At 42.2% G+C, this 19,690-nt stretch carries 22 protein-coding genes; 20 read left to right on the top strand and 2 right to left on the bottom strand.

All coding sequences use genetic code 11. The features are described 5' to 3' along the window. The first annotated feature begins 28 nt into the window (after window positions 1-28). The 16 genes from G563_RS0110860 (at window position 29) to G563_RS0110930 (ending at window position 14,781) form a co-directional block, all read left to right on the top strand. Window positions 29-1,084: a sialidase family protein gene (locus tag G563_RS0110860; RefSeq protein WP_028665342.1), complete on the top strand. Its 1,056-nt coding sequence runs from the start codon at window positions 29-31 to the stop codon at window positions 1,082-1,084. A gap of 39 nt (window positions 1,085-1,123) precedes the next feature. Then, window positions 1,124-2,410: an efflux RND transporter permease subunit gene (locus G563_RS39050; RefSeq protein ID WP_028665343.1), complete on the top strand. Its 1,287-nt coding sequence runs from the start codon at window positions 1,124-1,126 to the stop codon at window positions 2,408-2,410. Then, window positions 2,407-4,341: an efflux RND transporter permease subunit gene (locus tag G563_RS39055; protein ID WP_028665344.1), complete on the top strand. Its 1,935-nt coding sequence runs from the start codon at window positions 2,407-2,409 to the stop codon at window positions 4,339-4,341. Before G563_RS39050 ends, G563_RS39055 begins: the two co-directional genes overlap by 4 nt. Next, window positions 4,325-5,605, top strand: a complete 1,281-nt coding sequence (locus G563_RS0110875; protein ID WP_229598483.1) for a TolC family protein — start codon at window positions 4,325-4,327, stop codon at window positions 5,603-5,605. Before G563_RS39055 ends, G563_RS0110875 begins: the two co-directional genes overlap by 17 nt. Beyond that, window positions 5,580-7,193 (top strand): heavy metal-binding domain-containing protein, encoded by a 1,614-nt coding sequence (locus tag G563_RS34370; protein WP_051210903.1) that lies wholly within the window; start codon window positions 5,580-5,582, stop codon window positions 7,191-7,193. The genes G563_RS0110875 and G563_RS34370 overlap by 26 nt, the downstream gene beginning before the upstream one ends. Next, complete coding sequence (locus tag G563_RS0110885) at window positions 7,190-8,398, top strand: efflux RND transporter periplasmic adaptor subunit (protein ID WP_028665346.1); 1,209 nt, start codon at window positions 7,190-7,192, stop codon at window positions 8,396-8,398. Before G563_RS34370 ends, G563_RS0110885 begins: the two co-directional genes overlap by 4 nt. A 165-nt stretch (window positions 8,399-8,563) precedes the next feature. Next, entirely contained in the window at window positions 8,564-9,031 is a 468-nt protein-coding gene (locus G563_RS0110890; RefSeq protein WP_028665347.1) for a 5-fold beta-flower protein, read from the top strand. A 76-nt stretch (window positions 9,032-9,107) separates the two neighbouring features. After that, window positions 9,108-9,674 (top strand): DUF3347 domain-containing protein, encoded by a 567-nt coding sequence (locus G563_RS0110895; RefSeq protein ID WP_028665348.1) that lies wholly within the window; start codon window positions 9,108-9,110, stop codon window positions 9,672-9,674. 8 nt (window positions 9,675-9,682) lie between these two features. After that, window positions 9,683-10,129, top strand: coding sequence for a heme-binding domain-containing protein (locus G563_RS0110900; RefSeq protein ID WP_028665349.1), 447 nt, complete (start codon window positions 9,683-9,685; stop codon window positions 10,127-10,129). Further along, a complete protein-coding gene (locus G563_RS34375; RefSeq protein WP_051210904.1) occupies window positions 10,126-10,998 on the top strand; it encodes a DUF2911 domain-containing protein in 873 nt (290 codons plus the stop codon). Before G563_RS0110900 ends, G563_RS34375 begins: the two co-directional genes overlap by 4 nt. Window positions 10,999-11,012: 14 nt before the next feature. Continuing rightward, complete coding sequence (locus G563_RS0110910; RefSeq protein WP_028665350.1) at window positions 11,013-11,660, top strand: class I SAM-dependent methyltransferase; 648 nt, start codon at window positions 11,013-11,015, stop codon at window positions 11,658-11,660. Then, complete coding sequence (gene merTP / locus G563_RS0110915) at window positions 11,657-12,262, top strand: mercuric transport protein MerTP (RefSeq protein ID WP_028523292.1); 606 nt, start codon at window positions 11,657-11,659, stop codon at window positions 12,260-12,262. The genes G563_RS0110910 and merTP overlap by 4 nt, the downstream gene beginning before the upstream one ends. After that, window positions 12,259-12,468: a GDCCVxC domain-containing (seleno)protein gene (locus tag G563_RS38865; protein ID WP_084332152.1), complete on the top strand. Its 210-nt coding sequence runs from the start codon at window positions 12,259-12,261 to the stop codon at window positions 12,466-12,468. The genes merTP and G563_RS38865 overlap by 4 nt, the downstream gene beginning before the upstream one ends. Then, window positions 12,468-13,718, top strand: a complete 1,251-nt coding sequence (locus G563_RS0110920; RefSeq protein WP_028665351.1) for a type II restriction enzyme NmeDI-related protein — start codon at window positions 12,468-12,470, stop codon at window positions 13,716-13,718. Before G563_RS38865 ends, G563_RS0110920 begins: the two co-directional genes overlap by 1 nt. Window positions 13,719-13,767: 49 nt before the next feature. Next, a complete protein-coding gene (locus tag G563_RS0110925; RefSeq protein ID WP_037326488.1) occupies window positions 13,768-14,241 on the top strand; it encodes a DUF3347 domain-containing protein in 474 nt (157 codons plus the stop codon). 87 nt (window positions 14,242-14,328) lie between these two features. Continuing rightward, window positions 14,329-14,781, top strand: coding sequence for a nuclear transport factor 2 family protein (locus tag G563_RS0110930; RefSeq protein WP_028665353.1), 453 nt, complete (start codon window positions 14,329-14,331; stop codon window positions 14,779-14,781). A gap of 112 nt (window positions 14,782-14,893) precedes the next feature. Here G563_RS0110930 and G563_RS37645 read toward each other — a convergent pair whose 3' ends face one another. Further along, window positions 14,894-15,421, bottom strand: coding sequence for a transposase family protein (locus G563_RS37645; RefSeq protein WP_028665354.1), 528 nt, complete (start codon window positions 15,419-15,421; stop codon window positions 14,894-14,896). After that, window positions 15,334-15,711: a transposase gene (locus G563_RS39190; RefSeq protein WP_084650829.1), complete on the bottom strand. Its 378-nt coding sequence runs from the start codon at window positions 15,709-15,711 to the stop codon at window positions 15,334-15,336. Before G563_RS39190 ends, G563_RS37645 begins: the two co-directional genes overlap by 88 nt. A 54-nt stretch (window positions 15,712-15,765) precedes the next feature. On the opposite strand from G563_RS39190, the gene G563_RS0110940 reads away from it, so the two are divergent. From G563_RS0110940 to G563_RS37655, 4 genes are read left to right on the top strand one after another with little or no spacing between them, the layout of a single operon-like run. Next, window positions 15,766-16,431 carry a hypothetical protein gene (locus tag G563_RS0110940; protein WP_028665355.1) on the top strand — a complete coding sequence of 222 codons (666 nt, stop codon included), beginning with the start codon at window positions 15,766-15,768 and terminating at the stop codon, window positions 16,429-16,431. Between the two features lie 10 nt (window positions 16,432-16,441). Further along, window positions 16,442-17,200: a PepSY-associated transmembrane domain-containing protein gene (locus G563_RS0110945; RefSeq protein ID WP_028665356.1), complete on the top strand. Its 759-nt coding sequence runs from the start codon at window positions 16,442-16,444 to the stop codon at window positions 17,198-17,200. A 5-nt stretch (window positions 17,201-17,205) separates the two neighbouring features. After that, the gene (locus tag G563_RS0110950) at window positions 17,206-19,245 is read left to right on the top strand and encodes a copper-translocating P-type ATPase (RefSeq protein ID WP_028665357.1); all 2,040 of its coding nucleotides are present in this window, start codon (window positions 17,206-17,208) and stop codon (window positions 19,243-19,245) included. Window positions 19,246-19,299: 54 nt separating this feature from the next. Then, window positions 19,300-19,620, top strand: a complete 321-nt coding sequence (locus tag G563_RS37655) for a DUF6660 family protein (protein WP_157585230.1) — start codon at window positions 19,300-19,302, stop codon at window positions 19,618-19,620. The last annotated feature ends 70 nt before the right edge of the window (window positions 19,621-19,690 follow it).

The raw sequence follows: 19,690 nt of genomic DNA on the forward strand, positions 1-19,690 counted from the left end.
TTAATGCTTTCATTAACCATTCAATACGATGCTTAGCAGAATAATTCTAATACTTGTCATTGTCACTGCGGCCGCCCGTGGGCAACAAGCCTTATTCCCTACCAAAGGTATTCAGCCTGCCATTTACGTGGGTGAAAACGAATCCATCGAAATGGTGTTCGGTAAGGGAAATGCATTTTATTATGCTTATTCAAAAGATAAAGGTCAGGCTTTTACTTCGCCTGTTTTGGTTGACAGTTTGCAAGGTTTGCATTTGGGCGTAACAAGAGGGCCACAAATTGCCTCTTCTCGTCTTTCCACTGTGATTACTGCCATAGATAGGAAGGGCGATCTGTATGCCAGTGTGCTTAATCGTAAAACGGGCAAGTGGCAAAACAGTATTATTATCAACGATGTACCAGAAATTGCCAAAGAGGGTTTCAATGCATTGGGAAGCGATGGGCAAGGCACTTTTTTTGTGATTTGGCTTGACTTGCGGGACGACAAAAAGAATAAAATTTTTGGTGCAATTTCTACGGATGGTGGTCAAACGTGGGGCAAGAATAAACTTATCTATCATTCACCCGATTCGACCGTCTGTGAGTGTTGTCAGCCCTCCATTATTATGAAAGACAAACAGGTGGTTGTGATGTTCAGAAACTGGATTGGTGGTTCACGGGATATGTACGTAACGACTTCAAAAGATGGCGGAAACACTTTTCAGCCTGCCGAAAAAATGGGCAATGGAACATGGAAATTGAACGCCTGTCCAATGGATGGTGGAGGTATCAGCCTGAACGAAAAGGGGGTATTAACCTCGATATGGCGGCGAGAAAATCAACTATTCACTGCAAAGCTGGGTGAACCCGAACAACTCCTCGCCCAAGGTCGAAATGCTTCCATTGCGACCAGCAGCCAAAACACGTTTATCGCATGGCAAAATCAAGGTCAAATTTGGTTGAGCCAATCTGGGCAAAAGGAACCGATAAGTTTAGGTACTGGTAGATTTCCGAGAGTGGCTATACTCAATGAACAACAGGCTTTTTGTGTGTGGGAAGACAATGGCATCATAAAAGGGCTGGTTTTAAATAGCAATGCGAAGTAAAACAACGACATGACAATAAAGTAAATATTTGGAAATAGTATGGTAGAAAAACTCATTCATTTTGCCCTGCACAACAAATTGATTGTGATAGTACTGGCGTTGGGCTTGTTCGGTTGGGGCGTGTATTCTGTCCGCACCAACCCGATTGATGCTATACCAGATTTGTCCGAAAATCAGGTCATTGTTTTCACTGAGTGGATGGGTCGTAGTCCGCAACTCATTGAAGACCAAATCACTTATCCATTGGTTTCAAACTTACAAGGAATACCCAACATCAAAAATGTACGGGGTACTTCTATGTTCGGTATGAGCTTTGTTTACGTCATTTTTGAGGACAATGTAGATGTCTATTGGGCAAGAACACGAGTGATGGAACGACTCAATTATGCCCAACGATTACTTCCACAGGGAGTAACGCCCTCATTAGGCCCCGATGGCACGGGCGTTGGACACATTTTTTGGTATCACCTCGAAGCACCGGGGATGGACTTGGGTGAGCAACGGGCCTTACAGGATTGGTACGTCAAATTTGCCTTGCAAACTGTGAAAGGAGTAAGTGAAGTAGCTTCATTTGGTGGGTTTGGCAAACAGTATCAAATCAACATTGACCCCTATAAGCTCAATTATTTCAACGTACCGCTGATGGATGTATTGAATTCCATTCGTAAGAATAACAATGATGTGGGCGGTCGAAAATTTGAAATGTCAGACATGGCCTACATCGTGCGAGGATTAGGTTACATCAAAAATGTCAAAGACATTGAAGATATACCCATAGGAAATTATGGCTCCGTTCCTGTGAGGGTACGAGATGTAGCAACCGTTCAAATGGGCGGAGAACTCCGTTTGGGTATTTTCGATGTAAATGGTGAAGGCGAAGTAGTGGGTGGTATCGTGGTGATGCGTTACGGTGAAAATGCCGATGCAGTTATCAAGGATGTAAAAATCAAAATGAAGGAGGTTGAGAAAGGACTTCCACCAAACGTCAAATTTAAGGTTTCCTATGACCGTAGCGAGCTGATTGAAGCGGCAGTAGAGTCAGTAAAAGGGACTTTGATGGAAGAAATGATAACCGTTTCGATTGTAGTTCTCCTCTTTTTGCTGCACTGGCGCAGTGCCTTAATCATTCTTATACAGTTGCCTATTTCAGTGGCTATTGGCTTCATTCTGCTCAATGCCTTTGGTATCTCTTCAAACATCATGTCCTTAACGGGCATTGCCTTGGCTATTGGTGTAGTGGTAGATGACGGCATCGTGATGGTTGAAAATGCGTATAGACATCTTTCGGAAGCCCAATTGGATAAAGACAAAAATCAAAGTATATGAGTTGGTTTAAAAATAAATTTCGGGTCTCAAAAGACCCGCTTACCCCCGATGAACGATCGGAAATTATCGAAAAATCATCGAAACAGGTAGGACCCGGGGTGTTTTTTTCGACGATTGTGACGATTGCTTCTTTCTTGCCTGTTTTTTTACTGACGGGTATGGAAGGCAAGCTGTTCTCTCCTTTGGCATGGACTAAAACATTTATCCTGCTCGTTGATGCGTTTTTGGCAATTACCCTAACTCCTATACTGATTGTTATGCTGCTTCGGGGAAAATTGAAACCCGAAAGCGCCAATCCAATCAACCGATTTCTCGAAAAAATCTATACCCCTATTCTAAAATGGTGCTTAAAGTATCGTAAAACCACCATTAGTATTAACCTATTGGCCTTGGTCGTTAGTGTTCCAATGATGCTAAATTTAGGAACGGAATTTATGCCTCCACTCGACGAAGGTTCGTTGCTCTTTATGCCCGTTACTCTCCCAGACGTATCTAATTCAGAAGTAAAACGCTTGCTGCAAGTTCAGGATAAATTGATGAAAGCCGTACCCGAAGTAAGCCACGTCATGGGAAAGGCAGGTCGAGCCAACACCGCTACCGACAATTCACCCATCAGTATGCTGGAAACGATAGTGTTGCTCAAACCCAAAAGTGAATGGCGGGAAGGAAAAACCAAAGATGACATCATCAACGAACTGAATGCTAAACTGCAAATTCCTGGCGTAACCAATGGCTGGACGCAACCCATTATCAATCGCATTAACATGCTTTCGACGGGAATTCGCACCGATGTGGGTTTGAAGGTGTACGGCCAAAGTTTAGATTCAATCAATCGGGTTTCGCAGATGCTCAAAAAGCAATTGGATGGCATTGACGGAATAAAAGACTTATATGTTGAACCCATTACAGGTGGTAAATACATTGATATAATAGTCAAAAAGGAAGAAATCGGGCGTTATGGATTAAGTGTTGATGACGTAAACATGATTGTAGAAAGTGCCTTGGGAGGTATGATTCTGACTACTACCGTAGAAGGTCGTCAGCGTTTTACGGTCAATGCTCGATTTGCCCAAGACTTCCGAAACAATATTCAGGCTCTAAAACGAATGCAGGTTCAAACCGCAAGCTACGGCCCGATTCCTCTGGATGCCGTTGCCGAAGTGAAAATTTCCGAAGGGCCGCCCATGATAAACTCAGAAAATGCCATGCTTCGGGGTACGGTACTTTTCAACGTCAGAGACCGTGATTTGGGAAGCACTGTTGAGGAAGCGATGAAGAAATTGGAGTCTTCGGTAAAAAAACTACCAAAAGGTTATTTTATTGAATGGAGCGGACAGTGGGAAAACCAGATTCGTGCTAATCGTACCCTCAAAATCATTCTGCCCATCGTGCTGGTCATTATCTTCTTCGTGTTGTATTTCACTTATAACTCCATGAAAGAGGCACTTATTACCATGATTACCGTACCGTTTGCCCTCATTGGCGGGGTATATATGGTGTATTTCTACGGGGTCAATCTTTCGGTGGCGGTGGCGGTGGGCTTCATTGCCTTGTTCGGTATGGCTATCGAAACCGCTATGCTTATGACAATTTACCTCAATGAAGCCATGCAAAATTTGGCGGATGCCAAAGGTAATTCAAAAGATACCATCACTAACTCAGACATTAGAGAATATGTGATCAGGGGAGCAGCCCAACGACTTCGCCCCAAACTCATGACCGTATTCGTTTCTTTGTTTGGTCTGATTCCGATTCTGTGGGCAACGGGCGTAGGTTCAGATGTGATGCTGCCCATTACGATTCCGCTCATTGGCGGTACAATTACTTCTACAATTTATGTGCTGTTGGTTACACCTGTGGTATTTGAGATGACCAAAGAATGGGAGCTCAAACGCTACGGAAAAATTGAACTTTATGATGTTAAAGAGTAAAAAGCCATGGTTAGCAGTAGGGCTATTGCTCTATGCTATTGTTTGCGAAGCGCAACAAAAACTGAATTTGAGCGGGATACTCAATCGAATTGAGGAAACCCACCCCGATTTGAAAATGATGGATGCCAAAGTCAAAGAACTGGATGCGTATGCCGAAGGTGCTCGAAACTGGGAGGCCCCCAAATTTGGTGCGGGATTCTTTATGACCCCGTACAACTATATGATGTGGAGTCGGGCGGGTGCATTATACCACGAAGGCATGAATCAGGGCATGGGTTCTTTTATGATTCAGGGCGAACAGATGATTCCCAATCGAAAAATGCTGGATGCCGAAGAACGCTATATGAAATCTATGTCGGGCATGGAAGTCGCTCAAAAAGGCGTAATGCGAAATATGCTTTTTGCCGAAGCTAAAATGGCCTATTACCGTTGGTTAGTGTTAGAAAAGAAGAAAAATGTATTGAAAGAAAGCCAAAACCTACTCAAATATATGATTGAGTCGGCGGAGGTTCGCTACAAATACAATCAGGAGAAACTGAGCAGCATTTACAAAGCCAAAGCTGCCCTCTTGGATTTAGACCGTATGAACCTAATGTTTGACGGCGACATTCGTCAGCAAAAAGTAATGCTCAATACGCTCATGCTGCAAGATCGAGCCACTGATTTTCAGATTGATACACTTTCGTTAACCTATCTATACCCAAACACTCCGTTAAATTTGGATACCAATGCCGTAGTAAACCGCAGTGATTTGAAGGTGATTGATCAAAACCTGACCATTTCCCGCTACAAACAGGAGGTGGAGTTTCAGAAACTCAAACCGATGTTTGGCGTACAGTATGGCCACATGTTCGCTTTTGGCAACCAATGGCAGTTTACGCTTATGGGGATGGTCACGATTCCTTTTGCCAAGTGGTCCAGCCGACAAATTAAAGCCAATCTCAAAGGGCTTGATTATCAACGACAAGCCTACAATAAACAGCGAGAGGGTTTGACTAATCAGATTTTGGGGAATTTAGCTGACCGTCAGGTAATGATGCAGTCGTACCAAGCCCAAATCAAACAGTATGAAAACGAGCAGTTCCCTGCCCTTCGGAAACGTTATCAAAGCACCTTACTGGCTTATGAGCAGAACACCGACGAATTGTTCATGGTACTTGATGCGTGGATGGAACTCAAAATGGCCCGCATGAACCAGTTAGATTTATTACAGCAACTACTGCAAGCACAGATAGAATATGAAAAAGAATTGGAAAAAAGATAACCGCCTCGTTTGGCTGATTTTTGTCTTATTCCTTGGTTTATCGGGTTGCCAGTATGTCAACCAGTATTTCCAAAAAGGAGAAGACAAACCGAAAGACGCTTATGCCTGCACCATGAAGTGCGAAGGCTCCAAAACCTACGACAAGCCAGGTTCTTGTCCCGTTTGCGGCATGGATTTAGTAAAAGTTACTAACCACCAAACCCACGGCGATACAGCAACGGTCATGATGGGGCAAATGAAAAAAGCGGGCAAACAATATTACTGTACCATGAAATGTGAGGGCGAGAAAACCTACGACAAACCCGGTTCCTGTCCCGTGTGCGGTATGGATTTAGTCGAAAAAAAAGAAGCTGTCTCGGCTGAAAAAGCTGTTTATACTTGCCCTATGCACCCCCAAATTCAGAAAGACCAAGCGGGCTCTTGCCCGATTTGTGGGATGGACTTAGTAAAAAAAGGAGGTGTTGTCGAGGGAGCAGCCCTTTCGCCCAATGATAGTTTAGCGATTCTGGTGAAGCCCACTTATGAGTATGTATTGAGTGGCGTAAAAACCACCCAACCTGAGCAACGCTCCCAAAAACTGGTGGTCAATGCCTTCGGTTTTTTGAGTTATGATGCACGGGCTTTAAACAGCATTGCCGCTCGCTTTGGCGGTCGAATAGAGCGACTGTACGTGCGGTATCCGTTCCAAGTGGTGAACAAGGGACAGAAAATCATGGACATTTACAGTCCCGAAATTGTAACAGCCCAACAAAACCTGATTTTTCTTTTACAAAACGATGCTGATAATCAGACCTTAATAGAAAGTGCCAGACAACGATTATCGCTGTTGGGCCTGACTTCTGACCAAATTAGGGGTGTTGAACAAAGCAAAAAGCCAACAATGCAATTGAGCATTTACAGCCCGTATAGTGGTGTGATTGTCGAACGTGGTATTGGAGGGTCTGCCCCAATGCCTTCACCTTCGGGTGGAAGCGGCAGCATGGGCAGCGGGATGGGCAGTTCCAAAATCGGTTCGTCAATTGCGCCGCCACCTGCCGCTCAAAACGGTGAATTAACCCTCAAAGAAGGCATGTATGTGCAAAAAGGACAACGTTTATTCGATGTACAAAGCACGGGTACGGTCTGGGCAATGCTCGAATTTTACCCAACTGATATACCCAAAGTAAAAGTAGGACAGTCGGTGATGATTATGTTGGAAAACAACGAAGAAAACCAACTTTTCGGCAAAATAAACTACCTCGAACCCATGATTTCGGCCAACAATCGCAATCCACAGGCAAGGGTATATCTGAGCAATCCAAACGGAAAACTAAAAATCGGTTCATTGGTCAAAGCCTCTATCAATGCGGGCAATCAGGAAGCGTTATGGGTGCCGACGACCGCCTTACTTGATATGGGCAGAACCAAAACCGCATTTGTGCAGGAAAAGGGGGTGTTCCGCTCCCGTACGGTCAAAACAGGTCTACAACAAGGGGACTGGATTCAGATACTATCTGGCCTTTCGAGCCAAGAAACGATTGCTGAAAACGCACAATTCCTCATGGACAGCGAAAGTTTTGTAAAATCTAACGAACTCTCAATGCGATGAAAAGACGAGCATTTATCAATACCGCAGGTTTAATGGGGCTAACGGTACTTTGGGAATCTTGCAAGCCAAAAAGCACTGAAAAAGTAGCCGATAATGTATTTTATACTTGCTCAATGGATCCGCAGGTGATGGAAAAAAAGCCTGGTACTTGTCCGATTTGCAAGATGGCTTTGACCAAAATTGTCATTGACCCCAATATGAAAAATCAGGGGTTAAAACTGAGTGACCAACAAAAACAACTGGCAAACGTACAGGTAGAAACAGTAGCCCTGCGGCCACTCGGTGAAGAAATTACGCTGGCGGCCATGCTCACCGAAAACAAAGACAAACTATCAACTGTCACGGCTCGGATACCTGGGCGCATTGAAAGGCTGTTGGTACGCAATGTAGGTGAGTTTGTGCGAGTAGGGCAACCCATTTATGAAATATATAGCGAAGAACTCTCGGCTTCGCAACGGGATTTCTTGATTGCTTCGCAGAAACAAAAAGTGTTAAAAGACATAGACATCAATTTTAAACAGTTGGTTGAAGCCGCTAAGAATAAATTGTTGCTTTGGGGCATGAGCGATGCCCAAATTGCTGAATTGGAGAAGTCAGAACAACCCAACAATAAGCTGACCGTGAACAGTAAATATGCAGGAGTGGTGAGTGAAGTTCTTGCCGAAGAGGGTTCATACCTCAGCGAAGGCAGTACTGTATTGAAACTCTCTGACCTCAGTACACTTTGGGCAGAGGCACAATTATACGTCACCGAATTGCCATTCCTGAATCAAACAAAGGAGGCCCTTGTAGAGATTCCATACTATGCTGACCGCATCATCAAGGGGCAGGTTAATTTTGTCAATCCTGAACTGCAATCTTCAAGTAAAATCGTCACAATTCGAGTGGACATTCCTAACGGTAAACGGGACTACCAGCCAGGAATGCAAGCTTACATTACTCTCAAAGGCAAGGTGAAAAATACCGTAGCTGTACCCACTAACGCCCTTATTCAGGATACCAATGGCGTTACGGTCTGGTTAGAAAACACGGACGGCGCATTTGAAAGCCGCATGGTAAGCGTAGGCATGACCAACAAAGATTATACTGAAATCACCGAAGGCTTGCGAGCAGGTGAAAAGGTAGTAGTATCAGGAGCATATTTACTCAACAGCGAATATATTTTCAAAAAAGGTAGTAATCCGATGGAGGGGCATCAAATGTAAGGCCATGAAAGAATGTTGTAAAACAGGAAATGAGCCACCCCCTCAACAATGGAAAAAGTATCTCAAATGGATGATAATTATCATTTTAGGGGGGCTGGTTCTATTCGTAACTTTCCAGAAGTGAACCAGTTTTAAAATTTTAATTAACAATCAATTTCAATCAAAATGAAAACAAACCAATTATTCCGAATCGGGGCTTTTATCGCTCTATTATCTATTGTATCAACGTTTGCCTTTGCCCAAGCCAACTACAAACAACCCATGAGTATTGGCAAAGACGGCAAAATTACAGACAGCAAAGGCACAAGTGTGGGGCTGGTAACCAAGGACCAAATCATCAAAGACCACGAGGGACATAAAATTGCCTTTGTGGATGGAGAGGGTAACTTGATAGATGCCAAGACCAATAAAAAAATGGGCAGAATGGGCAAAGACGGCAAAACATACTACAACGCACAAGGCCAGTTACTATTCACAATAAAAGACAATCCCGACGAAACGTGTGACATTGTAGATGCCAAGGGAAAAGTAATTGGAAACGTCCACGATAGTATGAAAGGCTCTGCCTGTGCTCTCCACTGTTTTCAAAACGGTATGGGTAAGAAAGCCGATGGCAGCCACATGAAACACTAATTTTTGTATTCAACTGATTTCAACCCACCATCCTAAAATACACTTCTTATTTTAGGATGGTATAAAACCTACAAAAATGAAAACCCTAATCGCAATCTCCTTAATCAGTGTGGCTTTATTATCATCTTGCAACAACCAAACGAAAGAACAAAAAGACGTTGCTAATGAAACTATTGCGGCAACCACACCCGAAACCACAACAGACAAAAAAGCATCCGTACAAAAATTCGTTGCAGGCTATTTAGATTTAAAAAATGCGCTGGCAAACGACAATGCGATTGATGCTGAATCAGCGGCAAATGCAATGATAGCCACGATCAGCGGTTTAGATGAATCGGGGTTTACGGCTAATCAAAAGAAAGTATATGATGCCGTAAAAGAAGATGCCAGAGAGAACGTCGAACACATTGCCGAAAATGCCAAAGATATAGACCACCAACGAGAACATTTTGAGATGTTGAGTGGGGATATATACGATTTGGTGAAGGTGTTCGGAAGCGAAAAGCCACTGTACAAGGATTTTTGCCCCATGTACAATAACAAAAACGGGGCGTTTTGGTTGAGCGAAACCAAAGAAATCAAAAACCCTTATATGGGCAAAGAAATGTCGTCTTGTGGGAAAGTGCAAGAAGAAATAAAGTAGCCACATACGTGAAGACTTCTAAGAAAATAGTGATAGGGCTATTTATCATTTTGGTAGGAATACAGTTCATACGACCTGACTCCAACAATGATAATCGTGTCATGGTTACCGATTTCGTTAAAACCTATGAAGTGCCAGCTCAAATAAGTAGTATTCTTAGAAGGACTTGCTATGATTGCCACAGCAACAACACCGAATATCCGTGGTATGCATCCATCCAGCCAATGGGTTGGCTACTAAATAAGCACATCAAAGAGGGCAAAAAGAAATTGAATTTCAGTGAGTTTGGGACTTACTCTGAAAGAAAACAAGTCAGTAAGTTGAAGTCAATGAAGAACCAAATAGAGCAAAACAAAATGCCTCTGCCATCTTATAGTATGGTTCATAAAAAAGCCCTACTTACCTCGGAAGAAAAAAATCTAATCATCACTTATATAAACAACTTGACCCAATGAAAAAACCACTTATTCTCGCACTTTTAATGGCAAGCCTTTCGGTGAATGCCCAATTAAACTTTCCCCCAGCCAGCCCCGAAGCACATTTTACACAACAAGTGGGGTTTGCTCGAATTACAGTTAAATATGAACGCCCATTGGCTCGTGGACGCAAAATCATGGGCGGTTTAGTCCCTTATAACGGCGAACTCTGGCGAACAGGCGCAGGTGATTGTTCAACGATTAAATTCAGTGAAGACCTTACCATTGGTGGACAAAAAGTAGCCGCAGGCAACTACTCTCTTTTTTCAATCCCCACTGCGGACGAATGGACTATTGTACTAAACCGTGATACAACCATGCACGGTACAGGTGGGTACGATCAAGCAAAAGATTTGGTACGATTCAAGGCTAAACCCGAAACAACTAATCGCTTTTATGAAGCCTTTACCATTGAAGTTCAAGACATCGTTAAAAACAATGCCAATCTGTATTTGACTTGGGAAAATATCTCGGTGAAAATTCCGATTCAAACGACTGCCGATGAAAAAATCATGGCCGACATCAAGAAGAAAATTGTAGATGAAAAAGGTACTCGTCCCATGCTGTTGTTTCAAGCTGCTAATTATTACTACGAAAACGACAAAGACATAAACCAAGCTTTGGCGTGGATTCAGCAAACCACGGCGCAAGAAGCCAAAGCTAATTTTTTGATGACCCAAGCCCGAATCCAGATGAAAGCTGGCAAACACAGCGAAGCGATAGAATCAGCAAAAAAATCGGCAGAAGTAGCTCGGGCTGATAAAAACGAAACTGCTGCCAAAATCGCAGAGGCGTTTATTGCTGACATGAACAAAATGCACGGTGGAGCAATGGAGCATAAGCACTAAAAACGAGCACATCTATGAGCGATACCTCTTACATCCCTGCCCTACGATTCAACTGGTTGACAAAAGTATATGACCCGTTGATTCAATGGACAATGCCCGAAAAGCAATTCAAACAAGACCTCATCAAAGAAGCGGGTATCGAAACCGAATTCCACATCCTTGACTTTGGGTGTGGAACGGCCACGCTTTCTATGATGACTAAATCGAAATACCCTTCGGCATTTATCACGGGTGTGGATGTAGATGCAGAAGTACTGGCAATTGCCCAGCATAAATTACGAGATTTTCCACACCCTATTCGCCTTGACCAATATGACGGCATGAAACTGCCTTATCCCGATGAGACATTTGACCGAGTGATTTCGAGTTTAGTATTTCATCACCTCACTCCCATTCAGAAAGCCAATGCCTTCAAAGAAATCAAGAGGGTTTTGAAGTTTGATGGCGAGTTGTATATAGCAGATTGGGGAAAAGCCGAAAATAGCCTAATGAGGGCGTTATTTTACGGTGTACAATTGTTAGACGGTTTTAAAACTACCCGTGGCAATGTGTCGGGTCTGATGCCATCCTACCTGCTTGGAGCGGGTTTTTTAAGTGCCAAGGTGTTAAAAAAATACCGAACTGTATTTGGAACATTGGAACTATTTAGAGCTAAAAAATGAAAACACTACTTTCTCTCTCAAATTTAAGCCTGCTTACGGCTTTGTCATCCTCTCTTTGTTGCATCATGCCAATACTGGCAATTTTTGCAGGTACGAGTGGAATAGTTTCAACTTTTTCTTGGGTTGAACCAGCAAGACCCTTTTTTATAGGTGCAACCTTATTGATTCTCGGCTTTGCTTGGTATCAAAAACTCACTCCCCAAAAACGAGCTTCTTGCGATTGTGAACACGATAGCAAAAAACCTTTTTGGGATTCTAAATCATTTTTGGGTATAATAACTGTGCTATCTTTTTTGCTTTTAGCATTTCCCAGCTATTCACATCTTCTTTTTCAAAACAATAAAAATCAGGCGGTTGTAAGCGAAAAGAATAAGATAAAAAAGGTTGAGTTTACCATTTCAGGAATGACGTGTGCAGGATGCGAGCAACACATCAAAACTGAACTTCAAAAACTTAGAAGTGTAGTTGCGTCAGAAGTGTCTTATACAAATGGCCGTGCAATGATACAGTTCGACGCTAAACAAGCAACTGTCAGCCAAATTACACAAAATATCCAAGCAGCAGGTTACAAAGTAGTCAAACATAAAATTATAATAAAATGACAGCGATCATTTTGCAATCTGAAATTACCTGCCCAAACTGTGGTCATAAAAAAACAGAAACCATGCCCACAGATGCTTGCCAATTCTTTTACGAATGTGAGCAGTGTAAAACGGTTTTGAGGCCAAAACATGGTGATTGCTGCGTGTATTGCAGTTATGGAGATACGCCCTGTCCGCCTATTCAACAAAACAAAACTTGTTGTTGATGAACACCAACCTGAGCCATATCATCAGTCAATACAAGTCCGACCAAGAATCGGTGTATAACACCTGGTTTATCAACAACGAAGAGCGTCTAAAAGCCTTTCGTTCCATTCGGCGGGGGGTACAGCAAATCGTGGCCGACATCAAACAGGGCAAGTTTCCTAACGATTTCAGAGGGTCATCACTCGAATTTGTATTGAACTGTATTACCGAACAAAAACAGGTTTTTGAGGGAGCTTCTCACCCGTTTTATTGGAAGCCCAAGCTCAGAATACCAGACATTTACGAAAACCAAGACCACAAAAAAGCCTTTGGGCAGTTTCTGGAAAACTGCCTCAACGCCACCAAAGAAGAACAGCTGCTTCGAGAAATCATTCGCTTGGATGAACTCAAAATCAAAGGCTTGGGGCCTTCTGTGGCCAATATCCTGTATTTCCTTCATCCCACGCTGATTCCACCGTTCAATACGGCTATTTTGAACGGCTTCAATTACTTGTTTAAAGACAAGAAAAAATTGGGTTCGTGGGCAGAGTTCTTGAAAATGCGAGAAGTCATATTCAAAACTAACCAAGAACACCGCAATGAACTTTCGTCTGACTTAGGAGCTTTGGCTGGATTGCTTTTTGAGATTGGTACACAAAAAATGATATTAGGCAATGACGAATACCTCTCTGCCGAAGAACGGCAGAAGCTGGAAAAACTCATTGAAAAACGCCACCGTGAAGTCCAAGCCGAGCGTCAGGACGATAACCTGCATACCGAAATGCAGTATCATCTATTGAAAATCGGTCAAGCACTGGGTTACGACGCTTTTCCTGCCACGAATGACCAATCAAGAAGCTACGACGGACACAAGTTTTCGTTTTTATGCCAAGCTACTTTCCCGTCTATTAAGTGTGATTCCGAAACCCGAAACACCATTCGATTGATTGACGTGCTTTGGTTTGAGAAAGGCACAGACAACGTACTGGCGGCTTTCGAGGTAGAAAAAAGCACCTCGATATACTCGGGGATACTACGTTTGAGCGATTTGTCGTATAGCATAGCCGACGGGGACGAAACGTTCTATTTAGTCGTACCAGATAATCGAGAAAAAGACGTTTGCCTACAACTGGCTCGTCCATCGGTCAAAAGCAACAATGTTCCTATCAAATACATTTTGTTTTCTGAACTTAGAAAAAACTGCGATGCCCTTTGTCGGTTTGGTGATAGTCACCACATCATGAAAAAAATCGCAAAAACTGTGTGTTAACTATTTCACTTTCAATCAATTATTTTTTACAATCAAACAATTCAAAACAATGAAAAAAACAATCGTTTTCGCATTTGCTCTTTTGATTTCAGGCGTAACTTTTGCTCAACATGAAGGACACAATATGGCAGCAATGGGTGTTACTCCCGTACTGACTGCTTATTATAAAGTAAAAAATGCTATGGTAGCTTCTGATGCCAAAGCCACCGCTTCCGAAGCCAAAGCGTTGTCAGCTGCTTTGAAGAAAGCGGGCAAAATGGTAGGGGCTGATGCGTTTAAAGCTGCCGATGCCATCGCCAAAGCATCAAGCATTGATGCCCAACGGGCGCAGTTAGGGACACTGACGGCTGCTGTCTATGCTGCTGCCAAAACCATGAAATCAGATAATCCTGTTTATTATGATTTTTGTCCGATGGCTAACGACAACAAAGGGGGCTACTGGCTAAGTGAGAAGAAAGAGATTGCCAATCCGTATTTTGGTGATGCGATGCTCAAATGCGGCAAAGTTAAAGAAACGCTTTAATGAAGCGAGCCTAAGTTCAGCAGAAGCCACCCGTACCAAAGGTGGTTTCTGCTATTGAAATTTTAATCTTTCATCCCCACTTTCAACATGAAAAAAATACTGCTCTTTATTGCTGTTTCGTTAGCTATTATGACCTCAAATGCCCAAACTACCGAAGTTGAGGCAGTAAAATCGGTATTGAATACCTACAAAAAATCTTTGGAAAGTTTAGATACAACCGGTATTCCGAAGCTTTTTATAAAAAATGCAAGGGTGTTTGAACAGGCAAAAGATGAAGGGTCAATTCAAAATTATCTGACCCATCATTTGGGGCCCGAATTGCAGGTATTTAAAACCTTTACTTTCAGCGACTATAAAGTGGATGTAACGGTGTGTAATCTCAGGGCATTCGCCACTGAAACCTACCTCTATACAATTGTTTTGGCAAAAGACGGTAGTGTGATAAAAAGTCAGGGCGTAGCCACTTCAGTCCTCATAAAAACTTCCGATGGATGGAAAATCGAATTGACCCACTCATCATTTAGGAAACTCAAACAATAGCATCACGTCTAAATCAATTTTTGAAATGCAAAAAGAAATTGTTTTTGTCATCTCAATGAGTCTGCTCGGTGTTCGTAGTTCTTTTGTTGTGTATCTTTTGGGTTGAAGTTGTTTAGTTGAAAATATGTCTAAAGTTAATCATGCTTGAAGCTATCAAAAGCCAAGATTTGAAGTGATTGGACAGTACTTCAAATCTGACAAGAAGCCTTTTGTAAGTGTCGAGCCAGGCAAAAACAACCTCAATTTTGAAGCGAAAATCATAGATATACTCACTTAAATAACGATAATCAGGGACATTTTTCTTTTTGTTACGCCTATTCTCTTTGATATTGGCAATGATTTTATGATTTTCAATGAATTCGATGAATGCTTTGACGTCAAAACCCGAATCAGCATTTAAGTGAGAGCGTTTATAGTCAATGTGTTGTTTATCAAGTAGCCCAATCATATTTTTGATATTTTCAATGATTTCAAAATTATCATGGTGATTGCCATCAATACAGTCGGAAATGGCTAAAATGTTATAGGCATTATCGCAAATCACTAAATTATTTACCGTTTTGGCTCTTTTACGTCTTTGCCACTGAACGTTTTGCCCCCCTTTTTTGAGGGCGTGTGAGAGCCATCTAATTGTAAACATTCCAGAGCCAATTTATCTGAAATAGCGACAGTTGAGCCTTCAAATAGTTTTGTAAAGCTACCATCAGCAGACCATTTGGCGTAGTGGTAGTAGATGTTTTGCCAAGTAACAATCTGATTATCAGGCCTCAATGTTCGCCAAGAACACCCTGATTTCAGAACATAGAGAATCAGGTTAAAAATATAATGATAACTGACTTTTAACCGATTGTGACCAATTTTGTGGGTCAAATTGGGAAGTATGTAGGTTTCAAAATCTGATTCTGAAACATAAACAGGTAATTTATTCATAGTACAAAATAACCCCTTTTCAACTAAACAACCTCGTTGTAAAACACACTGATTATGACAACGCAACACCTATTTTACATCCCGACTGTATTTCTATTGGGATTTGTATTCGGCATTATTTTCAGTGAAAATAAGCTGTTAAGAAGTACCAATAATTCTGATGGTTCATCCCGTGACAGGATGTCTAAAAATAAGCTGCTTTATACATTTTTAATTTTTATTCTTGTTTTTATCATCACCCATTTATTTGAAATCCCTTGGGGTTCTAAGCAAGTAAGCAGCCTCTTAAATGGGCAAGAAATATTTGATAAGAAACCATTATTTTCAAGTGATGAAGTTTATACTAAAATAGGAACATTCTCCGAAGAAGGGTTAAAAGTATATCAGCGATTTACTTATACAGTTGATATAATATTTCCTGTCTCATTTTTTGTATTTCTATTAACCTTCGCACAGTTTGTAGCTTATCGAATAAAAAAACCAAAACTAATAAATCGAATCATTACTATCCTCCCTACTCTTTGGCTAATAACTGATTTCCTCGAAAACCTCATCCTCTACATTATATTGTCAAATTACCCAACTCGCTATGAATTTCTCGGGGGAATCATCGGTGTAGTTTCCGCTATTAAATTTACACTCCTTTTTTGTTCAATAATAACCCCAGTGATTTTTTGGATAATTTCAAAAAGAAGTACAAGTAATCTATATATTAACTAATGTTTTATAAATGGCTAAACGTAAACACTACTACGTACGGAAATCTCACAGGTATTTAGGCCTATTCTTAGGCATTCAATTCTTATTTTGGACGATCGGAGGACTGTATTTCAGTTGGTCAGATTTGGATGATGTCCATGGTGACCATCAAAAAGCCCATATTCATCCCGTAGGCGGCAATGTTATATTAGCTCCGCTGTCTGATGTTCTACAAAAACTCAAAGCAAAGGATACAGTTAATTTCATTTTTGATACCCGCTTGATTCAGGTTTTGAGCGACCCCGTCTATCAAATCACCTATTCCAAAGAGCATGACCGAGGCAAAAAAATACAATTAGTCAATGCCATTTCGGGCGAACTAAGACCTGCATTGAGCCGAACCGAAGCGATTCAAGTGGCTCAGGGCAGCTTTACTGATGAGGCAAAAGTAAAATCTGTGGAGTATCTGACTACTACCAACGGCCATCACGAGTACCGAAAAGAACCCTTACCCGCTTACGCCATTACTTTTGACCACCCCTCTAACACAACGGTCTATGTAAGCACCCAATTAGGCACTGTTCAGAAGTTCAGAAACAACAAATGGCGGGTTTTCGATGTTCTGTGGATGCTCCATACCATGGACTACCAAACCCGTGACCATTTTGGCAATTGGATGTTAAGGGCCTTTTCTGTTTTGGGACTTGTGACTGTCTTTTCAGGATTTTGGTTGTTTTGGTTAAGTCGTAAAAAGAAGATAACAAATCCCAACCCTGTGTCAAAACACTGATAATTATGGAACACCAACATCATCACTCGACCAATGATAAGCCTGATAATCATGCCGGCCATCATAAAGACAGCAGTTACGCAGGGCATCATCCCAAGCATGGCGAAGCAGGTCACAATCATTCGGCTATGATTGAAGATTTTAAACGGCGGTTCTACGTAAGTTTAGGATTGACAATCCCGATTTTGGTACTGTCTGACATGATTCAACATTGGTTGGGTTTTGAATTAGATTTCGTGGGAAGAAAATACCTGCTCTTGGTACTCTCGATAGTATTGTTTTGGTATGGTGGAAAACCCTTTTTAGAAGGGTGTTTGGATGAACTCAAAAGCCGTCGCCCGGGCATGATGACACTCATTGCTATGGCTATCACAGTAGCTTTTGTATATAGCATTGCGACCGTTTATGGTTTTCAGGGCATGGATTTTTTCTGGGAACTGGCTACACTAATTGTGATTATGTTACTGGGGCACTGGTTGGAAATGCGTTCCGTAGCCAATGCTTCCAAAGCCCTCGAACTTTTGGTTCAGATGATTCCTGCCGAAGCCCACGTTATGCACGGGGAGATGATACACGATATGCCTTTGAAAGAAGTAAAACCGGACTTTCGGATTTTGGTACGTCCGGGCGAAAAGATTCCCGTGGACGGTACGGTTTTGAAAGGCGAAAGTTTCCTCAATGAGTCTATGCTTACAGGCGAATCCGCCCCTGTCCTCAAACAAATCGGCGCAAAGGTGATTGCAGGAGCATTGAACGGAAATGGTTCGCTCGAAATAAAGGTAGAACAAACGGGCGAAGGAACTTACCTTGCCAAGGTGATTCAAATGGTGCAAGATGCTCAAAACACCAAATCAAACACCCAACGACTGGCCGACCGTGCTGCATTTTGGCTCACCATTGTTGCCTTAGTAATGGGTTTTGGTACGTTAACAGCATGGCTCCTCATGGGCCAATCGTGGGCGTATGCCGTGGAGCGTATGGTAACGGTCATGGTGATTTCTTGCCCTCATGCTTTGGGTCTGGCGATTCCGTTGGTAGTAGCTATTTCTACTTCCCTTGCCGCTAAAAATGGGTTGTTGATTCGGAACCGCACTGTCTTTGAAAACGCCCGCAAGATTTCGATGCTTATTTTTGATAAAACAGGAACGCTCACTACGGGTATTTTTGGAGTTACCCGTATAGGTAGTTTTTTGCCTAATTTTATCAAAAACGACCTGTTGGCGTTGGCAGCAGCGTTGGAACAAAACTCAGAACATCCCATTGCTACGGGTATCATTGCCGAAGCGAAAACCCAAAAAGTATCCATCCCAAATGTAGAGGATTTTCAGGCAATCACGGGCAAAGGTGTTTCAGGTAAGGTTGATGGAAAAAATGTATGGGTTGTCAGCCCGGGTTATTTGCGAGAAAACAACCTCAATATTCCCGAAGGGGCAATCGCAGATGCTTCCGAAACGGTCGTTTTTATATTGATTGATAACCAATTAGCAGGATTTATTGCCCTTGCCGATCAAATCAGGGAATCATCCACCGAGGCTATTCAAATCTTGAAAAAGCAAGGTATAAAAACATTCATGCTGACAGGCGACAATCAAAAAGTAGCCGAAACCGTCAGCAAAAGATTAGACATGACTGGCTATATGGCCGAAGTATTGCCACATCAAAAATTAGAGAAGATAAAGGAACAGCAAGCCAAAGGTGAATTTGTGGCCATGACCGGCGACGGTGTTAACGATGCCCCCGCCCTTGCCCAAGCCGACGTAGGTGTCGCCATCGGTTCAGGTACGGATGTAGCCGCCGAAACCGCCGACATCATTTTGGTAAACAGCGACCCGAAAGACGTTGCTTCCCTGATTCAATTTGGACGTGCCACCCATCAAAAAATGATTCAAAACCTAATTTGGGCTACCGCCTACAACGCCATTACCTTACCCTTAGCCACTGGCTTTGTACCGGGAATTGTTATCTCACCAGCCATTGGTGCCGTATTCATGAGTTTAAGTACAATTATTGTGGCTATTAATGCACAGACATTGCGATTTAAGTAATTCAATTGTCATTCTGAAACCCTGTTGCACAATATTTTAACTTATATTTGCTGTGTGAAAATTTTAGCCATTATATTATCCATTTATGTACTGGTGCTGGCAAGTCTCCCTTGCAGAGATGATGCCTGTCATGGGATGACTAATGGAAAAGCATCATCTTCACAAAGCAATCACACTGACAATCACGGAGGCACAAAATCTTGTTCTCCTTTCTGTACTTGTTGTGGCTCAATCATTTCACTTGGTTTTCATTCTCCTGTTTCTGTTCCCGAAAATCAAACTTCCTTTTTTACCCAAAAAGTAAAAATCGCTTTCTACAACGATTCTTTCTTTTCCAATTTCTACGGAAATATCTGGCAACCGCCCAAAATCTAACTTTGAAAGTCTTATTGCCATTTGCTCATACTGATAGCTACCTATCAGCATGGATTATTGTTTGTGGCAC

The organism is Runella zeae DSM 19591, assembly GCF_000423565.1.
Classification (GTDB): domain Bacteria; phylum Bacteroidota; class Bacteroidia; order Cytophagales; family Spirosomataceae; genus Runella; species Runella zeae.